Origin of the sequence: Pseudomaricurvus sp. (assembly GCF_965662505.1) — a bacterium.
GTDB lineage: Bacteria > Pseudomonadota > Gammaproteobacteria > Pseudomonadales > Cellvibrionaceae > Pseudomaricurvus.
The window spans coordinates 14356-31233 of record NZ_CBFIHX010000016.1 but is presented as its reverse complement, the minus strand read 5'-3'; the positions used below and the strand labels follow the sequence as shown (position 1 = coordinate 31233).

At 50.1% G+C, this 16878-nt stretch carries 18 protein-coding genes; 5 read left to right on the top strand and 13 right to left on the bottom strand.

Annotation, left to right across the window (positions count from 1 at the left end; genetic code table 11):
- Positions 1-57: 57 nt before the first annotated feature.
- Positions 58-468 carry an alternative ribosome rescue aminoacyl-tRNA hydrolase ArfB gene (gene arfB / locus ACTG33_RS03860; protein WP_439133868.1) on the bottom strand — a complete coding sequence of 137 codons (411 nt, stop codon included), beginning with the start codon at positions 466-468 and terminating at the stop codon, positions 58-60.
- Between the two features lie 145 nt (positions 469-613).
- On the opposite strand from arfB, the gene cmoA reads away from it, so the two are divergent.
- Both cmoA and cmoB read left to right on the top strand, forming a co-directional pair.
- The gene (cmoA, locus tag ACTG33_RS03855) at positions 614-1372 is read left to right on the top strand and encodes a carboxy-S-adenosyl-L-methionine synthase CmoA (RefSeq protein ID WP_439133867.1); all 759 of its coding nucleotides are present in this window, start codon (positions 614-616) and stop codon (positions 1370-1372) included.
- A 21-nt stretch (positions 1373-1393) separates the two neighbouring features.
- Positions 1394-2383 carry a tRNA 5-methoxyuridine(34)/uridine 5-oxyacetic acid(34) synthase CmoB gene (gene cmoB, locus ACTG33_RS03850; protein WP_439133866.1) on the top strand — a complete coding sequence of 330 codons (990 nt, stop codon included), beginning with the start codon at positions 1394-1396 and terminating at the stop codon, positions 2381-2383.
- 137 nt (positions 2384-2520) lie between these two features.
- Here cmoB and fldB read toward each other — a convergent pair whose 3' ends face one another.
- Positions 2521-3063: a flavodoxin FldB gene (fldB, locus tag ACTG33_RS03845; protein ID WP_439133865.1), complete on the bottom strand. Its 543-nt coding sequence runs from the start codon at positions 3061-3063 to the stop codon at positions 2521-2523.
- 312 nt (positions 3064-3375) lie between these two features.
- Here fldB and ACTG33_RS03840 point away from each other — a divergent pair, with 312 nt between their 5' ends.
- The gene (locus ACTG33_RS03840) at positions 3376-4068 is read left to right on the top strand and encodes a response regulator (protein WP_439133864.1); all 693 of its coding nucleotides are present in this window, start codon (positions 3376-3378) and stop codon (positions 4066-4068) included.
- Between the two features lie 40 nt (positions 4069-4108).
- Positions 4109-5509, top strand: a complete 1401-nt coding sequence (locus tag ACTG33_RS03835; protein ID WP_439133863.1) for an ATP-binding protein — start codon at positions 4109-4111, stop codon at positions 5507-5509.
- A gap of 40 nt (positions 5510-5549) precedes the next feature.
- Here the strand turns inward: ACTG33_RS03835 and ACTG33_RS03830 are convergent, their stop codons facing one another.
- Positions 5550-6224: a hypothetical protein gene (locus tag ACTG33_RS03830; RefSeq protein ID WP_439133862.1), complete on the bottom strand. Its 675-nt coding sequence runs from the start codon at positions 6222-6224 to the stop codon at positions 5550-5552.
- Between the two features lie 294 nt (positions 6225-6518).
- Here ACTG33_RS03830 and ACTG33_RS03825 point away from each other — a divergent pair, with 294 nt between their 5' ends.
- Positions 6519-7430: a GGDEF domain-containing protein gene (locus tag ACTG33_RS03825; protein WP_439133861.1), complete on the top strand. Its 912-nt coding sequence runs from the start codon at positions 6519-6521 to the stop codon at positions 7428-7430.
- Between the two features lie 52 nt (positions 7431-7482).
- Here the strand turns inward: ACTG33_RS03825 and acpS are convergent, their stop codons facing one another.
- From acpS to ACTG33_RS03775, 10 genes are all read right to left on the bottom strand, one after another.
- The gene (gene acpS / locus ACTG33_RS03820) at positions 7483-7866 is read right to left on the bottom strand and encodes a holo-ACP synthase (protein ID WP_439133860.1); all 384 of its coding nucleotides are present in this window, start codon (positions 7864-7866) and stop codon (positions 7483-7485) included.
- 40 nt (positions 7867-7906) lie between these two features.
- The gene (gene recO, locus ACTG33_RS03815) at positions 7907-8605 is read right to left on the bottom strand and encodes a DNA repair protein RecO (RefSeq protein ID WP_439133859.1); all 699 of its coding nucleotides are present in this window, start codon (positions 8603-8605) and stop codon (positions 7907-7909) included.
- 13 nt (positions 8606-8618) lie between these two features.
- Positions 8619-9521, bottom strand: a complete 903-nt coding sequence (gene era, locus ACTG33_RS03810; RefSeq protein WP_439133858.1) for a GTPase Era — start codon at positions 9519-9521, stop codon at positions 8619-8621.
- Positions 9518-10204 carry a ribonuclease III gene (gene rnc / locus ACTG33_RS03805; RefSeq protein ID WP_439133857.1) on the bottom strand — a complete coding sequence of 229 codons (687 nt, stop codon included), beginning with the start codon at positions 10202-10204 and terminating at the stop codon, positions 9518-9520. Before rnc ends, era begins: the two co-directional genes overlap by 4 nt.
- Positions 10197-10619, bottom strand: coding sequence for a DUF4845 domain-containing protein (locus ACTG33_RS03800; protein WP_439133856.1), 423 nt, complete (start codon positions 10617-10619; stop codon positions 10197-10199). Before ACTG33_RS03800 ends, rnc begins: the two co-directional genes overlap by 8 nt.
- 231 nt (positions 10620-10850) lie before the next feature.
- The gene (gene lepB / locus ACTG33_RS03795; protein WP_439133855.1) at positions 10851-11696 is read right to left on the bottom strand and encodes a signal peptidase I; all 846 of its coding nucleotides are present in this window, start codon (positions 11694-11696) and stop codon (positions 10851-10853) included.
- A 17-nt stretch (positions 11697-11713) separates the two neighbouring features.
- Entirely contained in the window at positions 11714-13513 is a 1800-nt protein-coding gene (gene lepA / locus ACTG33_RS03790; protein WP_439133854.1) for a translation elongation factor 4, read from the bottom strand.
- Positions 13514-13682: 169 nt separating this feature from the next.
- The gene (locus ACTG33_RS03785) at positions 13683-15074 is read right to left on the bottom strand and encodes a DegQ family serine endoprotease (protein ID WP_439133853.1); all 1392 of its coding nucleotides are present in this window, start codon (positions 15072-15074) and stop codon (positions 13683-13685) included.
- 174 nt (positions 15075-15248) lie between these two features.
- Positions 15249-15728, bottom strand: coding sequence for a SoxR reducing system RseC family protein (locus tag ACTG33_RS03780; protein ID WP_439133852.1), 480 nt, complete (start codon positions 15726-15728; stop codon positions 15249-15251).
- Positions 15729-15747: 19 nt separating this feature from the next.
- Complete coding sequence (locus ACTG33_RS03775; protein ID WP_439133851.1) at positions 15748-16794, bottom strand: MucB/RseB C-terminal domain-containing protein; 1047 nt, start codon at positions 16792-16794, stop codon at positions 15748-15750.
- Positions 16795-16878 lie beyond the last annotated feature (84 nt).

The window sequence follows — 16878 nt, the reverse complement described above, 5'->3', positions numbered from 1 at the left end:
AGTGACAGCAGCTGTTTGTTGCTTACCCACATTTCGTCACTTATCTAAACCCACCCTCTACAGATCGACACGCCCTCTCATCTTTTTCACCTGTCCACGCTGTGTCTTTTTGTCCATGCGCTTCTTCTGCGAATTTTTAGACGGTCTGGTCGCCTTACGAGTTTTGTGCACCACTGTTGCAGCCAGAATAAGTGCCTTAAGGCGCTCCAAGGCATCCACTCGATTCTTTTCCTGAGTCCGGTGCTGTTGGGCCTTGATAACCACCACACCATCGCTGGTAATTCGGCTATCAGACCACCGTAACAAACGCTCTTTATAAAACTCAGGCAAAGACGATGCCTTTACATCAAAACGCAAATGCACCGCTGAGGAGACTTTATTGACGTTCTGGCCACCCGCCCCCTGCGCTCGAATGGCTGTCCATTCGATTTCATGATCGGGTAATTCCACATTATTTGAGATTTTCATAAACTACTTTTCACTAACTTCTGATACCGATTTCGACTGTAAACTACTGTACCTTATAGGTGCCCCCAAAGTCGCGGCTTGTCCGCACTCAAGCCACGTTATAAAATCGCTGCCAGTTCCCCGCCCTCAACCCCAGATGCCCTCTATGCCTGATTCCAAACCTTCAAAAACGGCCAGCTCATCAGCAGATAACATCTACGCCAACCCACTGGGAGATGTGGCAGGATTCAGCTTTGATCAGAATGTGGTCAATGTCTTTCCGGACATGATCAAGCGCTCTGTGCCGGGCTATGCCACCATCATCACCATGATCGGAACTCTGGCAGAACAGTACGCCACCAGTGGCAGCCGCTGTTACGACTTGGGTTGTTCTCTGGGAGCGGCTAGCCTGGCCATGCGTCATCGGATTCAGGCGGCTGATTGTCAGATTATTGGGGTGGATAATTCGCAGGCGATGATTGATCGCTGCCAGGACGTTTTCGATGCAGATTGCGGTGAAGTCCCGGTGGAGCTGATGTGTGACGACCTGGAGAACGTTGACGTTCAAAACGCCTCAGTCGTGGTGCTGAACTTTACCCTGCAATTTATCAGTCCCGAGCGCCGCGACCGCATCCTGCAGCGTATTTACGATGGCCTGAACCCAGGCGGCGTACTGATTCTGTCTGAAAAAGTGGTGTTTCAGGATCAACAGCACGATCAATTAATGATCGATCTCTATCACAACTTCAAGCGGGCCAACGGTTACAGCGATCTTGAGATCGCTCAAAAACGGACAGCTCTGGAAAATGTATTGATTCCGGAAACTCTCGACACTCACCGTCAACGCATGAAGAAAGTCGGCTTTCTCAGTTGCGATGTGTGGTTTCAGTGCTTTAATTTCGCGTCGATGATAGCCATCAAATAGCCCACTTTCTGATATCCCTCTATGAATATTCACCCTCGTATTGATTACAGCGATCTGCTGCGTTCACTGGTAGACACCAAGCTTGAGCCTTGGCTGGCGCAGCTTCCCCAGCAGATCACAGAAGGCCTCTGCTCCGAGCGCTTTGGCGATTTGCCCCAGTGGCTGTCGGCGCTCGATAAACTACCAGAGGTGACAACCGATGTGGTTAATCTGCGCGATGCGGTGGAGCTTTCCTCCTCCACGCCGCTGGGTGCCGAAACAGAGACACATATACACGATGCGCTGGCAGAATTGATCCCCTGGCGCAAAGGCCCTTTTCAGATTCACGGCACGCACATCGACACTGAATGGCATTCGGACTGGAAGTGGGATCGGGTGCTGCCACACTTGGCGCCGCTGGAACATCGCACAATTCTGGATGTGGGATGCGGCAACGGCTACCACTGCTGGCGCATGCTCGGCGAAGGCGCAAAACGAGTGATTGGCATAGATCCGTCGCCTCGTTTTGTGGTGCAGTTTCACATGCTGAAACACTTTATCGGCAAGGCACCAGTAGATTTGTTGCCCGTGGGTATTGAAGCGGTTCCAGCCAATTTACAAGCGTTTGATACCACCTTTTCCATGGGTGTTCTGTACCATCGCCGCTCCCCGATGGATCATCTTCGGGAGCTGAAAGCCACACTGCGCCCCGGTGGTCAGGTAGTTCTTGAAACACTGGTGATTGACGGGAAACTCGGTGAAGTGCTGGTACCGGAAGGCCGTTACGCAAAGATGAACAATGTGTGGTTCCTGCCAAGCTGCGATACCTTACTGTCGTGGATGCGCAAATGCGGCTACCGCAATCCTCGAGTGGTAGACATCAATCAAACCTCTACCGAGGAACAGCGCTCTACAGACTGGATGAAGTTTCACTCACTGCCGGAGTTTCTTGATCCAGTTGATTCCTCATTGACCGCTGAGGGCCATCCGGCTCCGTTACGCGCAGTGATTGTCGCCGAGGCTCCTTGCTAAGACTGTCCCCTGCTCAGCCTGCCCCCTGCTAAGACAGTCGCTTGCTAAAATAAAACGGGCCCTGGCTGAAAAGCATAAAACCAAAAAAAAGCTGCTTAAATAAGCAGCTTTTTTGATCAAACCGACTTAGTCAGTCATCAATCGTCAAGTAGCTCGACATCCAGATCCAGTCCCATCTCACGGACCACTTGCTGACACCAGTCATTCAGACGCTGTGCCGTCAGTTCTTCCTGCTGATCTTCATCAATTGCCAGCCCCACAAAGGACTTGCCATCGGGCGTCAAAGCTTTGGATTCATCGAATTCGTAACCTGTAATCGCCCAATGACCGACGATTTTTGCGCCATTTGCCACAATCACATCATGCAACATGCCCATGGCGTCTAAAAAGTAATCACCGTAACCAAACTGGTCACCCAAGCCAAACAAAGCAACAGTTTTACCGGTGAAATCAACAGCACTGATATCTTCCCAAAACTCTTCCCAGTCCGACTGTATCTGACCGAAATCCCAGGTCGGGATACCCAGCAAAACCCTGTCGTAGTCGTCGAATTCCAACTGGGTTACATCGGCAATATCGTGAATATCCACGGCATCATCACCCAAGCGCTGCTGAATGCGCTGAGCCACATTTTCCGTATTGCCTTCATCACTGCCGAAAAACAGACCAATTACTGCCACAGAGCTTCCTCAATTTTAAGATTCCTGACGGGGATGCGATTTTCCCAGTTATGGACTGCCTGCGCAACCGGGTTTAATGGCGGCCAAAGCCTCTCTACATCAGTCTTTCTGACTCACATGCCTGCAGAGTTAAGAAAGGTTATCGTTAAATGAATGCCGTGACAGCTAAACGCCAGTCATGCAAACTTCTGCAATGGTAGAAAAGAATAACCCGCGTAGGTAGACAGCGGGACCTTGTGTACACTTGCTGTACAGAAGGTTTACCCAATCACAAGGCCGACCTACAGCACAGGACTTTAAAGACATAACCCTATGAGTAATTTACTGCTTGTTGATGATGATCAGGAACTTTGCCTTCTGCTGAAAGAATATCTTCAGACGGAAGGATTCGATGTCACCCTTGCCCACGATGGCAGCGAAGGTGTAAAACTGGCTCTGCAGACCGAATACGACGTGATTGTTCTGGATGTCATGATGCCGGTACTGAGCGGTCTGGAAGCTTTACGCAAGATCCGTGACAGCAAGCGAACTCCCGTTTTAATGCTGACCGCCAAGGGAGAAGCTGTAGACCGTATCGTCGGTCTGGAGATGGGCGCAGACGATTACCTCCCCAAGCCCTGCAATCCGAGAGAACTGGTTGCTCGCGTGCGAGCCATATTGCGCCGTACGACAGAAACAGAGCAAAGTCCCTCCCCCATGTCCGATGAAATCCGTGTCGACGACCTGTTTATACAGGTCAAAAGCCACGCGGCTTTTTTTCAGGAAAACCCGGTCACTCTCACTGGTGCTGAATTTACTGTTCTGGAGCTGTTAATGCGCTCTGCGGGCGACGTCATCAGCAAAGAAGTCTTGACCGAAAAAGCATTGAATCGGAAATTAACCCCTTACGATCGCAGTATTGATGTACACGTGAGCAATATCCGTAAAAAACTGTCGGCTCTGGGCGCAAATAAAGACCTAATCATCAATATCCGCGGCGCAGGGTATATGCTGATTCGCCAATGAAGCCATCCCCAATGAAATCATCCTTAATGACCCCCACTAAATGAAACTACCCCTCTCATTAAGCCGCGTATATTTCAAAGTTTTTCTGGGTTTCTGGCTGGTGATGATCACCATGCTGCTGGGATCCAATGTCATCATGCACTTTTTCAGCATTGGCCCAGACAAACACCTCTCCAGTCAGGAGGAAGAATATTACAGCGGCCCCGGTGGGCGCTTAATGCGTGAAGTTGTCAGCGATGCCGTCAATCACGATTTGGTACAGGTCACCCACGGTCTGCAAAGCATGCCCGAATGGGCGACTCAGTACGTCTATCTGATCGACACCGAAGGCAAGGATCTTCTCAACAGGGAAATACCAGATCGGGTTTTCCGCTTTCTCAGACACATCGATGAACAAAGCCCCTTCTTCCGCAAACGGATTGGCAGCGAAAACTTTTACGCCCGCCAATTTCAACTGATGGATGGAACTCAATTGCGCCTGATCGTCGCCGCCCCGGAAAATAATATTTTGGGTTGGCGCCTGTTTATCCATAACTTCTGGCACATTCTGTTACTGGATATTCTAATCAGTGGTGCCGCCTGCTACTACCTGGCTCGTTACATCACTCGGGATATTCAGACCCTCAAGAATGCAACTCAACAAATTGCCGATGGTAATTGGGATATTCACATTGCAGAGGAGTTCTGCGATCGTCCGGGTGAGCTTGCAGAACTGGGTCGAGCCTTCGATAACATGGCGGTTAAGCTTCAGAAGAGTATGCTGGAACAGAAGCGCCTGATTAAAGACGTTTCCCACGAACTGCGCTCTCCCCTCGCGCGACTTCAAGTGGCTTTGGCCATTGCTCAACAGCGCGCCAATAGCGAAATTACCGACGAACTGGATCGAATTAAAGCGGCGGCCGACTATCTGAACGATGTCATTTCAGACATCCTCTCACTCCCCGTTACAGAACAGGAGTCCTGGGAGCTGAACGATGTGGTTGAGCTCAGCAGTCTCGTCACCACCATCGTTAATGAATCTCAGGATGAAGCCAGTCTTAAGCAGGTTTCGTTAAACCTGACCAACAACTTGCCCGAAGTATTGGTAAACACCCGTGGCAATACACTGGTTGGGGTGTTCGACAACATCATTCGCAACGCAATACGATACACAGAGAGTGACTCCACGGTGACCATTGCTCTTGAGTACTCCTCCCAAAACAACCCGCAAATCTCCGTCACCGACTGCGGCCCGGGGGTTGATGACAAACATCTGGATGACATCTTTGAGCCCTTTTTCCGAACCGACGAAGCCCGTGATCGTAAGAGTGGAGGTTTCGGTCTGGGGCTGGCGATAGCCAAAAGAACGGTTCTGCATCATGGCGGCACGATTAAAGCCCGAAACAACTCAACACGGGGCCTGACAATCGTCGTCACACTACCGGCAGCCGAAGAGATATGATGTCTTTGTATATCAATCAGGGATTAGGGCCTCCGAACCCTTACTCCGGCTTATCATCGTCCAAATAGCGATGGTCGTCGTACGTTTTCACCAAATCAGGGGCCAGCACCGTCAACGTACTCATGATGGCCCCGTTCATAAACCCCTCCGGAAACATCATCAACAGCGTCAAATAGTAATGATCTGAGACGATCACCAGCAATGGTTCCGGCCCCAGTAGCCAGACGTACAACCAGCTGGATACCGCCATACACTGCACAGTAAACATTCCGCCCAGAAAGCCACCGCCCAGCATATACACAAACAAATTGCGAAATGGCAATCGGTCGATCACCTTCAGCACTAACGCGGCAGCCAAACCTGGCACTAAGACGTCCAGACAAAACTGCAACCCCAACATAGACCAAGGCTCCGGATTAAACAGCTGGCCTACCATCAAGGCCAGACCGCCCACCCACAATCCCAGAGCGCAGCCAAACACCATCACCACCGACATCATCAACAGTGGATGCAATGCCATCACCTGAAGGATGTTGACCTCCAGCTGCCAAAATAGACCCAAGCCAACAATCACAGCCCAGAAAGCGTGTTGACGGTAACTCTCTGACATCAGCTGTCGCCATGGAGCAGCCAGAGCCGCCCAGATGAGAGCCACGACACTCACCACAACAGCCGGCAACCAGAAAAGCGAAGAATTGATAGAGGAAAAAACCACGTGTTCACAGACTCCTTGAGATATAGAAAACTACCCTATTTGCAACGTCAAACTCTTGTCAGCGGCAACAACCTGCCCCTGACATTGCCGCTTTGAACGACAAAAAATTGCCTAAACTCTAAACCCATCATTAGGAATGTTACATAACTACCTGATATTTATAGATGTTTTTAAACAAAAAAAGCTGGCACGGAAATAGCTATATTAACTCTGCATACAACACTCACTGGAACACAAAAAATCTGTAACGAAGAACTGGAGAGATCATCCAGTCAGTTCAGGGTAGATACTAATATGGCCACACTAACAGGACAGACTCACCACGCCGAGACCAGTAAGGAAGACATTATTCGTCTGTCCTTTCCAGTCAATCAGGACGATGTCGTTGAAGTCCGCAGTAGGTTGACCCAGTCTCTGCAAACCAGCCTGGATTTGAATATTGTACTGGAGCTCTTTTTCCAGCAAATTCAGACACTGATTCCTTTGAGTGGGATAAAGTACACTCATCAACAAAAAGACTGCCAAACACTTCTTGGCTCCGACGATACTCACAAACTGGATTATCGCCTGAATACAGCACAAGATGACTTGGGTGAAATAGTCTTCCATCGCAGCAAACGCTTTAATGAACACGAGATGGCAGTGATTGAAAGCCTGCTCTCAACGCTGGTCTGCCCTCTGCGCAACGCGTTACTCTATCGAGATGCTCTACAGTCCGCTCTGCGGGACCCTCTGACCGGTGTCGGAAATCGTGTTGCACTGGATCAGGCTCATGAGCGTGAAGTGCAGCTGGCTGCTCGTCACAAGCAACCTCTATCGCTGCTGGCTATCGACATCGATCATTTTAAAAGCATAAACGATCGTTACGGCCACAGCAGTGGCGACGACGTTATCCGCCAGATAGCCCAGAGTATTAAGGCTGTGACCCGCTGTACCGACCTGGTTTTTCGTTATGGTGGAGAAGAATTTGTGGTATTGCTTAATAAAACCGCACTGAATGGCGCACACGTGATTGCTGAACGCATCCGCCAGCATGTGGAGTCACTGAGAATTGAAAGCTACGGTGCACAGATATCAACCACAATCAGTATTGGTATCAGCACCTTAAATCGCAACAACACCGATTCCATGCTGTTTCAACGTGCCGACGCAGCACTCTATAAAGCCAAGCAATTGGGGCGTAACCGGGTAGAAGCAACTGTTTAACCGGTATTATCTATAGCAGATCTGCTTGTGGAATCACTCTGATATAGAACAGCTAGTCGGCTTCCAGGATCACCGTAGCCGTTGCGTAAGACTGCTCATCGGACACACTCATATGGGTGTGTCGCCCTCCTAACGCTTGAAACCGCTCAAGAGCACCTCCGGAAAAACACAGCTTCGGAGCACCCTGTTCATTGTGCTCAACCCACATATGCTGCCAGGATATTCCGCGACCAATACCGGTCCCCAAGGCCTTGGCCGCTGCCTCCTTGATGCAAAAACGTTTGGCCAGAAAAGCGACCTGGCGATTACTGTCACTGTAAGACTGCCACTCCTGCTCTGAAAGAATACGACGGGCAAACGCATCCCCGAGACGCTCAAGCGTTGTCTCGATACGCGATATTTCAACGATGTCTGTTCCCAAACCCACAATCATCATGCGACCTTATTAGCTTTACCGTTTACTGCAACAGCTTATCTTAACGGGTTTTCTGGAATAATTTGCGACTCTGCAAAGGCCTATCTCCCAACAGAGGCTTAAACAGCAAACGGGTCAAAATCTTCGCCGACCGCAACACTTCAGGATCTTGAAAGACAGCATCTCTTAAAGCCAGCAAATGCGCACCCGAGAAGTTTTGAGCCGTAATAGTGTCTGAGGCTATCCGCCAGCCCTGCTCCGGCCACCACTGGTAAACCACACTGGGCTGCAATTCAGCTCCGTCGGCATCACTAGTCAAGTCCAGGTGATAACCCAGATCTTCCAGCATTCTGAGTTCGAACGCCCTTAACACAGGTTCCAGAGTTTCTTTTTCGGCCAGCTGATGCAGCGCGGTTTCATAACTTTGATAGATTTCCGGACAGCTGTCCTGCTCGGGCACCAGGCGCGTAAGTAACTCATTCAGATACAAACCGCTGAACAGAAACTCCCCCTGTAAACCCAGAGGTAATTGGCGGCTTTCGATTGAGGTGAGCGTTTTAAGAGAGGATTTCCCCTGCCAGGACAACAGCAAAGGCGCAAACGGCTGACACAACTGGCGCTGACGAGACTTTGCCGAACGCGCCCCTTTGGCAATCAATGACAAGCGGCCATAGTCGTCAGTCAGACAATCCAGAATCAGACTGGTATCACGGAAAGGACGGCTATGGAGAATATAAGCGGGCTGCAGCTCAACGCGCATGGCGATTGCTCTACTAAACGTCGTCGTAACCCAGACTGCGAAGAGCACGCTCGTCGTCTGACCAACCGGATTTCACCTTTACCCAGGTTTTCAGCATGACTTTGCAATCAAACAAGGCTTCCATATCAATTCGAGCCTGCTGGCCAATCTGCTTGATCCTGGCACCCTTGTCGCCAATCAGAATACGCTTCTGCCCATCCCGTTCAACCAGGATCAGCGCGCCAATATGAATGATAGTGCCGTCGTGTGAGAACTCTTCAATCTCTACCGTCATTTGATAGGGAAGCTCATCCCCCAGCTGACGGGTGATTTTTTCACGAATAATTTCTGCCGCAAGAAACCGCGAGCTGCGATCCGTAATCTGATCTTCCGGGAAGAAATGCATACCTTCAGGCAAACGTTTTTCGACCTGCTCCTGCAAAGCATCCAAATTGACCCCTTTCAAAGCTGAAATCGGGACAATTTCATCCACTTGCAGCTTTTCAGATAGCTTTTCCAGATGAGGCAGTAAAACGCCCTTGTCTTCCAGTTGATCGACTTTGTTGATAGCCAAAATAATAGGACATTCAAGGTTCTGCAGGCGTTTGACCACCATATCGTCTTCGTCAGTCCAGGCCAGTCGATCAACCAGAAAAACCACCACATCCACATCACGCAGAGCGGTGGTTGCCGCTTTGTTCATGTAGCGATTGATGGCTTTGGCATGCTGCAAATGCAACCCTGGGGTATCCACGTAAATAGCCTGCACTGCGCCTTCCGTTTTAATACCCAGAACATTATGACGAGTGGTTTGGGGCTTGCGTGAGGTGATACTGATTTTCTGCTCAAGAATATGATTCAGCAGTGTTGATTTACCCACGTTTGGGCGACCAACAATCGCGACGTAACCACAGCGGCTCAGATCTTGCTCACTCATTCTGACACTCCCAACAATTGTTTAAGCGCCTCTTCTGCGGCCGTTTTCTCCGCGCCTCTGCGACTGGTTGCGGTAGCAACTGTAGGGCTCTTCAGCAGAGGAGAATGGCACTCAACGGTGAACATCTGGGCATGCGCTTCACCACCGACATCAACCACTCGATATTCTGGTAAAGCGACTTTTTTTGCCTGCAGGTACTCTTGTAGCTCAGTTTTAGGGTCCTTGCGGTTGGTCTCCAACTGCAAGGCATCCAGTCGACTCTGGTACCACACCAACACTCTTTCACGAGCACTGGCCATACCCTGATCCAGATGAATAGCGCCAATGATGGCCTCTACAGCATCCGCAAGAATAGAATCACGACGAAAGCCGCCACTCTTCATCTCGCCCTCGCCCAGATTCAAACAGGGTCCCAGATCAAACTCGCGGGCGATCTCGGCCAGAGTTTCCCCTTTCACCATTTGCGCACGCAAGCGACTGAGCTGTCCTTCTTTCGCTTCAGGAAAGCGCTCAAACAACGACTCCCCAACCACAAAGTTTAGTATGGAGTCCCCGAGAAACTCCAAACGCTCGTTATTTTTTGCGCCACAACTCCGATGAGTCAGCGCCAAATCGAACAGAGCTTCATCCTTAAATTGATAACCAATTCGATGGAGTAGTCTTTGTCGAGTAATGCTATTCACGTTCAGATTCAGTACCCGCTTCAGGTTTACAACATTCGTAGGGGCGTGAGCTATCCCACGTATTATTAAACGTCATCACCACATCAATATTGTAGATAATGGGGACACGCACTTCGTAATTCATATGCACCAGTGTTTTTTCCTGCAGTCGCTCGACCTCAATGGACTTTGAGGACTGGCTGCGCACGTTATTCATCTGAAAGAATCGGCCAACCTGACGGCGTATCTCATTGGGCGACATCTCCTCGATTTTGTCTCCCTGTTCAGACAAATCGAGCAACCCTTCCTGAATGTAACGATTATCAACGTAAGCCGGAACCATCCGGAATAAACACAACAAAGTAAAACCAACAACCAGCAAGATGATTAACCAGCCCGTTGCCGACATACCTTTCTGATATTTTGCTAAATGCACCTTTTAATCTCCCCAAATGGTTTAACCACTAGACTATTTCGTTAAGCTTTTCACGCCTTAGTGCTAGCCCTGGTTCAAACCCCAAGACTCTGACACTTGCCATTTGCCGACGATTTAGCTGCCAAAGTGAGTATTCAACACCCTGGGCCGTGACTCAAGATGGTCAGGCTCTGTTTGCATCAAATGCACGACTGCTTAACACAAATAATCCGTATCGTAAGATACACAATGCTACTGAATACTGCCCACATCACTAAAACTCGGGATGCTGAACAGCGAGTCCCAATGCATCCACACAGCAAAGGCCTTACCGACGATGGCATCCTCGGAAACGGGACCCCAGACTCGACTGTCTGAACTGTTATCCCGGTTATCCCCCATCATGAAGTAATGCCCCTCAGGAATCACCCATTGGCCTTGACGACTGAGCATGCCGGGTACGATGTCTTTTTGCATTGCATGCTCAAGGCCGTCCAGACTCTCAGTCATAATCTGATATTCCGGGTTAGAAGGAGGTAAAGAGGCCACCAGTGTCTGTGGCTGTTTTTCACCATTAACATAGAGCACATTATTGTTGTACTGAATCCGGTCACCCGGCATACCCACAATACGTTTAATAAAATAGGTGTCGGGCTTATGCGGGGGGAAGAAAACCATCACATCGCCGCGCTCAGGATCATTAACGTCAAACACCTTGGTACGGATCACCGGCAGGCGGATGCCATAGGTAAACTTATTCACCAGAATAAAGTCACCCACTTTCAAGGTGGGAATCATGGAACCAGACGGGATTTGGAAAGGCTCTGCAATAAACGAACGCAGCACCAGAACAACAAACAATACCGGGAAAAATGATTTGGAGTATTCAACAATAACAGGCTCTTTCGAGGCAGTCGCTTTCGCCTGCTCGTACACTTCTTGTTGACGTGCACCATCCAGCTCTGTGGAAGCAAATTGAGCATCGACAGCGGCAACCGCAGCCTGACGCTTACGAGCCCACAATAAACTGTCTAGCAACCACACAATACCGCTGCCAAAAACCAGCAACACCAATATCAGAGGAAAATTAATATCCATTTAGCTGGCCTTATCCTTTAATCATCAACTTTAAGCACGGCCAGGAAAGCTTCCTGTGGAATCTCCACACTGCCCACCTGCTTCATTCGTTTTTTACCTTCTTTCTGCTTCTGCAGCAGCTTTTTCTTACGGGACACATCGCCACCGTAACATTTTGCTGTCACGTTTTTACGCAGAGCCTTAACGGTAGTTCGGGCAATAACCTGACCACCAATGGCCGCCTGAATCGCCACATCAAACATCTGACGAGGGATCAGCTCTTTCATTTTGTCAGCAAGAGCGCGGCCTTTGTAAGGTGCATTATCACGGTGAACAATCAACGCCAGCGCGTCCACTTTTTCACCATTGATCAACACATCCAGGCGTACCAGTTTGGCCGACTCAAAGCGGTCAAAACTGTAATCCAGTGAAGCAAAACCACGACTCACCGATTTGAGACGATCAAAAAAGTCCAATACCACTTCGTTCATGGGCAATTCGTAGGTCACAGCGACCTGATTACCCATGTATTGCATGTCTTTCTGTACGCCACGTTTCTCGATACAGAGTGTAATAACAGCACCCAGATGCTCTTGAGGCACAAGAATGTTAGCTTGCACAATCGGCTCGCGCATTTCTTCGATCAGGCCGATGTCGGGCAATTTTGAGGGATTGTCTACGTAAACGACTTCGCCATCGGTTTTCTCAACCTGATAAACAACCGTCGGCGCCGTTGTAATGAGATCAAGATTGTATTCCCGCTCAAGTCGTTCCTGGATGATTTCCATGTGCAACATACCCAGGAAACCACAACGGAAACCAAAACCCAGAGCATCAGAACTTTCGGGCTCGTAGAACAAAGAAGCATCGTTTAACGTCAGCTTGGAAAGCGCTTCACGAAACGCCTCGTAATCATCAGAGCTGACAGGGAACAGACCTGCGTAAACCTGTGGTTTGACCTTCTGAAAACCAGGTACAGGCTCGACATCCGGCGAGGAGGCGTGAGTGATCGTATCCCCCACCGGTGCACCATGAATGTCTTTGATACCGGCCACGATAAAGCCCACTTCACCAGCCCGAAGCACCTTCGTTTCTTTACGCTTGGGCGTGAAAACACCGACACTGTCGACGATTTGGGATTTACCAATGGACTTGGTGATGATTTTGTCTTTGACTTTCAGGGTACCCTGACGGACACGCACCAGTGACACAACACCCAGATAGTTATCAAACCAGGAGTCAATGATCAGTGCCTGCAAGGGCGCATCCACATCCCCTACCGGTGGCGGTACCAGACGGACCAACTCTTCCAGTACATCATCAACACCCATGCCGGATTTGGCACTGCAGTGCACAGCCTCTGTGGCATCAATGCCGATAATCTCTTCAATTTCCTGAGCAACACGATCCGGCTCTGCCTGGGGCAAATCGATTTTATTGAGTACTGGAATGACTTCAAGACCCTGCTCAATGGCGGTATAGCAGTTTGCGACGGATTGAGCTTCAACCCCCTGAGCAGCATCAACCACCAGTAGAGCCCCTTCACACGCACTTAGAGAGCGCGACACTTCATAAGAGAAGTCCACGTGCCCTGGCGTATCAATAAAGTTCAACTGGTAGGTTTTACCATCACGAGCAGTGTAATCCAGTGTCACACTCTGGGCCTTAATGGTAATGCCTCGCTCACGCTCGATATCCATGGAGTCGAGAACCTGAGCGGCCATTTCACGCTCTGTCAAACCACCACACACCTGGATAAAACGATCCGCAATGGTCGATTTACCGTGGTCAATGTGGGCAATGATGGAGAAATTTCGTATATGGCTAAGATCGGTCACAATATGGTCAACTACTCGTCAATAAATAAGTCAAACTTGGCCAGAAACACAGCTTCGGGTTAACCGCTCAAGCGGTTATTCTGAGCCAAGTCAAAAGGGAGGGAAGTCTACCGTATTTACATTTAAGGCGCCATGACAGCGCCTCAAATGTACCGATCTTAAGGCTGATTCACTTCGGAATGGAGATGGTCCTAAACAGCGCTCGCCCATGCCGGTATATGCGAATCGGAAGCAGGCTGTTTGCCGGTAGAGCAGCGACGACTTTTCGGTAGTCATCCTCAGTATTGATGGCGTTATAACCCAGCTGCACAATCACATCCCCCGGATTCAATCCGGACTTTGCACCCGGTTGCCCGGGAACAACCTGTTCCACCACAACACCACCAGGCAACTGCCAATCCTGCATCATCTGGGGGTCGAGCTTCTCGACAACCAGACCCAACCGGCCACCATCCACTTGCGGCTCGTTGCGGGTAACTTCGATATCATCGCCACCCAGCGTTCCAACGGTGACGGCAATACGTTTCTTTTTGCCTTCGCGCATCAACTCGACAGGCACTTCATCCCCTGGAGCTGTAACGCCTACTGCGTGCGGAAGATCCCCAGAACGGTTAATCGTGGTGCCATCAAAACGGGTAATGACATCCCCTACTTGTAAACCCGCCTTGGCTGCCGGCCCCTCTGGATCCATTTGTGCAACCAGTGCCCCCATTGGCTTCTTCAAACCGAACGACGCAGCCAGATCCCGATCGACCTCCTGAATCACGACACCCAGCCATCCGCGGTCAACCCGCCCTTTTTCCTTGAGCTGCTCCACGACTTCGCGGGCAACACTGCTGGGAATGGCAAAAGAGAGACCGATCGAACCGCCCGAGCGGGTATAAATCTGAGAGTTAATCCCCACCACCTGGCCATCCAGGTTAAATAACGGCCCCCCGGAATTACCCGGATTGATTGCGACGTCTGTCTGAATAAAGGGCACATAGTTTTCGTGCTTCTCACTGGGGATACTGCGCCCAATCGCGCTGACGATACCTGCACTGGCCGAGAACTCCAGCCCGAATGGAGAACCAATCGCCAACACCCACTGACCGACTTTCAAGTCATCATCTTTGGCAAATTTCAGCGTTGGCAGTCCCGAATCCTCGATTTTCAGCAACGCCAAATCCGATCGTTCATCCGTGCCAATGACTTTCGCACTGTATTCTCGGCGATCACTCAGGCGTACCTGAATCTCATCAGCCCCATCAATAACATGATTGTTGGTCAGGATATAACCATCTTCCGAGACAATAAAACCTGAACCCATCGACTGCACGTTGCGCTGAGGACGATTCTGTTGCTCGAACAGATGGCGAAATATGTCGGGAATATCTTGCCGCCCCTGAGGCAACACCAACTGACCTCGACGGCTGTTGATTCGCTCAACGGTATTAATTTTAACGACTGCCGGTGAGGCAGATTCAATCAAGTCGGTAAATTCAGGTAAACCACTGAGAGCCTGAGTTCCAACACTCATCACCAGCAACATAACTGGCATGCAAAAGCGTAATAACTTCATCAACAATTTCCTTTATCAGAAGAACCAAGATCTTATTAAGCTGCATCACCGCCCGGATAATATCCGGAGTCGACACAGCCAAACTTTCGCACCCTGAAGGGTATTATTGTTATAAATTGTCTTTTCACAGTTCTAAATCGTCTTGTGGCCACGCTAAACTGTCTAGTCGCGTTATCAGCCCTCTTTTCGAGAAGCTTCCGGTGACCACTGTACCGGTTCAACGTCATCCATCAATACCGGCTGAACCCGACGATCATTACGATACCGATAACTGTGCCAACGCACTGCACCACCGCCCAGCAAAAGCCCCAATGCAGCCAAACCAATCACGCCAACTTCCGGCAAGCCTGCAAACTCAGCGAAAAACACAGCAGCCATCATCGCGACCAGAGGTGTCAAATACACCAACAGCGACCCGTTAGCCACGACGGCCTCAGGAATACCCACAGTAATTTCATCATGCAATTGATAAACAGACGGATCGCGCCCTTCCAGCAACACCCGGATAAAACTTGTTTTACCCCCCCACTTGGCCACTAAACTTTGCCCACAGCCTTTTTCAGCCGAACAGGATTCACACGTTGAACGCTGAATCGTTTCAACCCATAAACATTGTTTATCGATGGCCACAATACGGCCGGTTTCAGTAATCACCTGGCTTTCCTGTGAAGAGTTACGAAGGTGGTTGTTGAGTTGGGAGTGTTTGCAGAGGCTCAGATTGCCCCCAGCGTAACGACCCCGCTATTCGCTGAGCAGTAACGGCAGGAATCTCACCAACGACTGTCACGGTGTACGGCTTGCCATTAAAAACATGTTGCTGCATGTAAGCAACGGTTGCGCCCCGCTGCGCCTTGCCCTGGGCAGCGACATTTTTGCCCATCGGCTCCAGAAACACGGAAAACGCTGACAAACCATCGGTGTACAGCTGCACATCTCCGACATCTGGCAGAGTCGAATTCCCCGCAGAGACAAAGCCCGCAGGCAGCCAGCCTAAGGTCCACGGCATTTGTTGCTGCTCCGTGTCGCAGGGCTCAATTTCGGGACGCTGAATGTCCGTTGTTGCACCCACAGCCCCCACCCAGCTGTCGTCTACATCCAGATCGAGACTGGCAAACTGCAATCGCTCCAGCACTTTACGTCTCGACGTGAAAGTCATTGAGCCCAGTGGCAGAGAGGTTTTTTTATCAATGGATAGCGTGTAGCCGTAACGATAATCATCGCGAGGCACAATCTGAAGCACTGTGGCCAGACGTCCTGCGATACGCTCATCGTCGCGGATATAAAACTGATAGTGTTGCTGCAGCCCTTCATAGTTTTGGGTCAGCTCACTGTTAAGCGACGGCAGTAAGCCTCGCAGAACCTCATCTGCAGGAGACAAGCACTCCACCTGACGACCGTTACGCTCTACCCGACGGGAAGGACCATTCAAAAACTCGACGTTTTCGTACTCTTCTCCGTCCATCACCCGGTGAGTGACACGTAACGTCTGTAGCGCCCCACCAAATTCATAAGTGAACAGACCGCGGTAATCCATCTCCCGCAGGGCGCGGGACATTTCTGACAAAAGGCCTGAAACTGCCACAGACTCCTGCGCGGCACCTACCCGCGGGGAAACCACGGAGATCGCCACAAAAGACGTCAATAGCAAAAAAGAAAGGATTCGAGGAAGCAATACAGGCACAAACAAACGGGGACGCATCGTTAACAACCGGTCAGACACTGACTTTATGCCTCCTAATAAGGTGATAAGGGTAAATAAGTGAGGGAGCCAAGTATCAATGAAACATGAATACCTGGCAACACC

Excerpts from the sequence above, each read along its gene's own strand:
- ACTG33_RS03825 (WP_439133861.1), top strand. The coding sequence starts at position 6,519 with ATGGCCACACTAACAGGACAGACTCACCACGCCGAGACCAGTAAGGAA.
- acpS (WP_439133860.1), bottom strand. The coding sequence starts at position 7,866 with ATGATGATTGTGGGTTTGGGAACAGACATCGTTGAAATATCGCGTATC.
- arfB (WP_439133868.1), bottom strand. The coding sequence starts at position 468 with ATGAAAATCTCAAATAATGTGGAATTACCCGATCATGAAATCGAATGG.
- lepB (WP_439133855.1), bottom strand. The coding sequence starts at position 11,696 with ATGGATATTAATTTTCCTCTGATATTGGTGTTGCTGGTTTTTGGCAGC.
- cmoB (WP_439133866.1), top strand. The coding sequence starts at position 1,394 with ATGAATATTCACCCTCGTATTGATTACAGCGATCTGCTGCGTTCACTG.
- ACTG33_RS03840 (WP_439133864.1), top strand. The coding sequence starts at position 3,376 with ATGAGTAATTTACTGCTTGTTGATGATGATCAGGAACTTTGCCTTCTG.
- cmoA (WP_439133867.1), top strand. The coding sequence starts at position 614 with ATGCCTGATTCCAAACCTTCAAAAACGGCCAGCTCATCAGCAGATAAC.
- ACTG33_RS03835 (WP_439133863.1), top strand. The coding sequence starts at position 4,109 with ATGAAACTACCCCTCTCATTAAGCCGCGTATATTTCAAAGTTTTTCTG.
- era (WP_439133858.1), bottom strand. The coding sequence starts at position 9,521 with ATGAGTGAGCAAGATCTGAGCCGCTGTGGTTACGTCGCGATTGTTGGT.
- ACTG33_RS03785 (WP_439133853.1), bottom strand. The coding sequence starts at position 15,074 with ATGAAGTTATTACGCTTTTGCATGCCAGTTATGTTGCTGGTGATGAGT.
- recO (WP_439133859.1), bottom strand. The coding sequence starts at position 8,605 with ATGCGCGTTGAGCTGCAGCCCGCTTATATTCTCCATAGCCGTCCTTTC.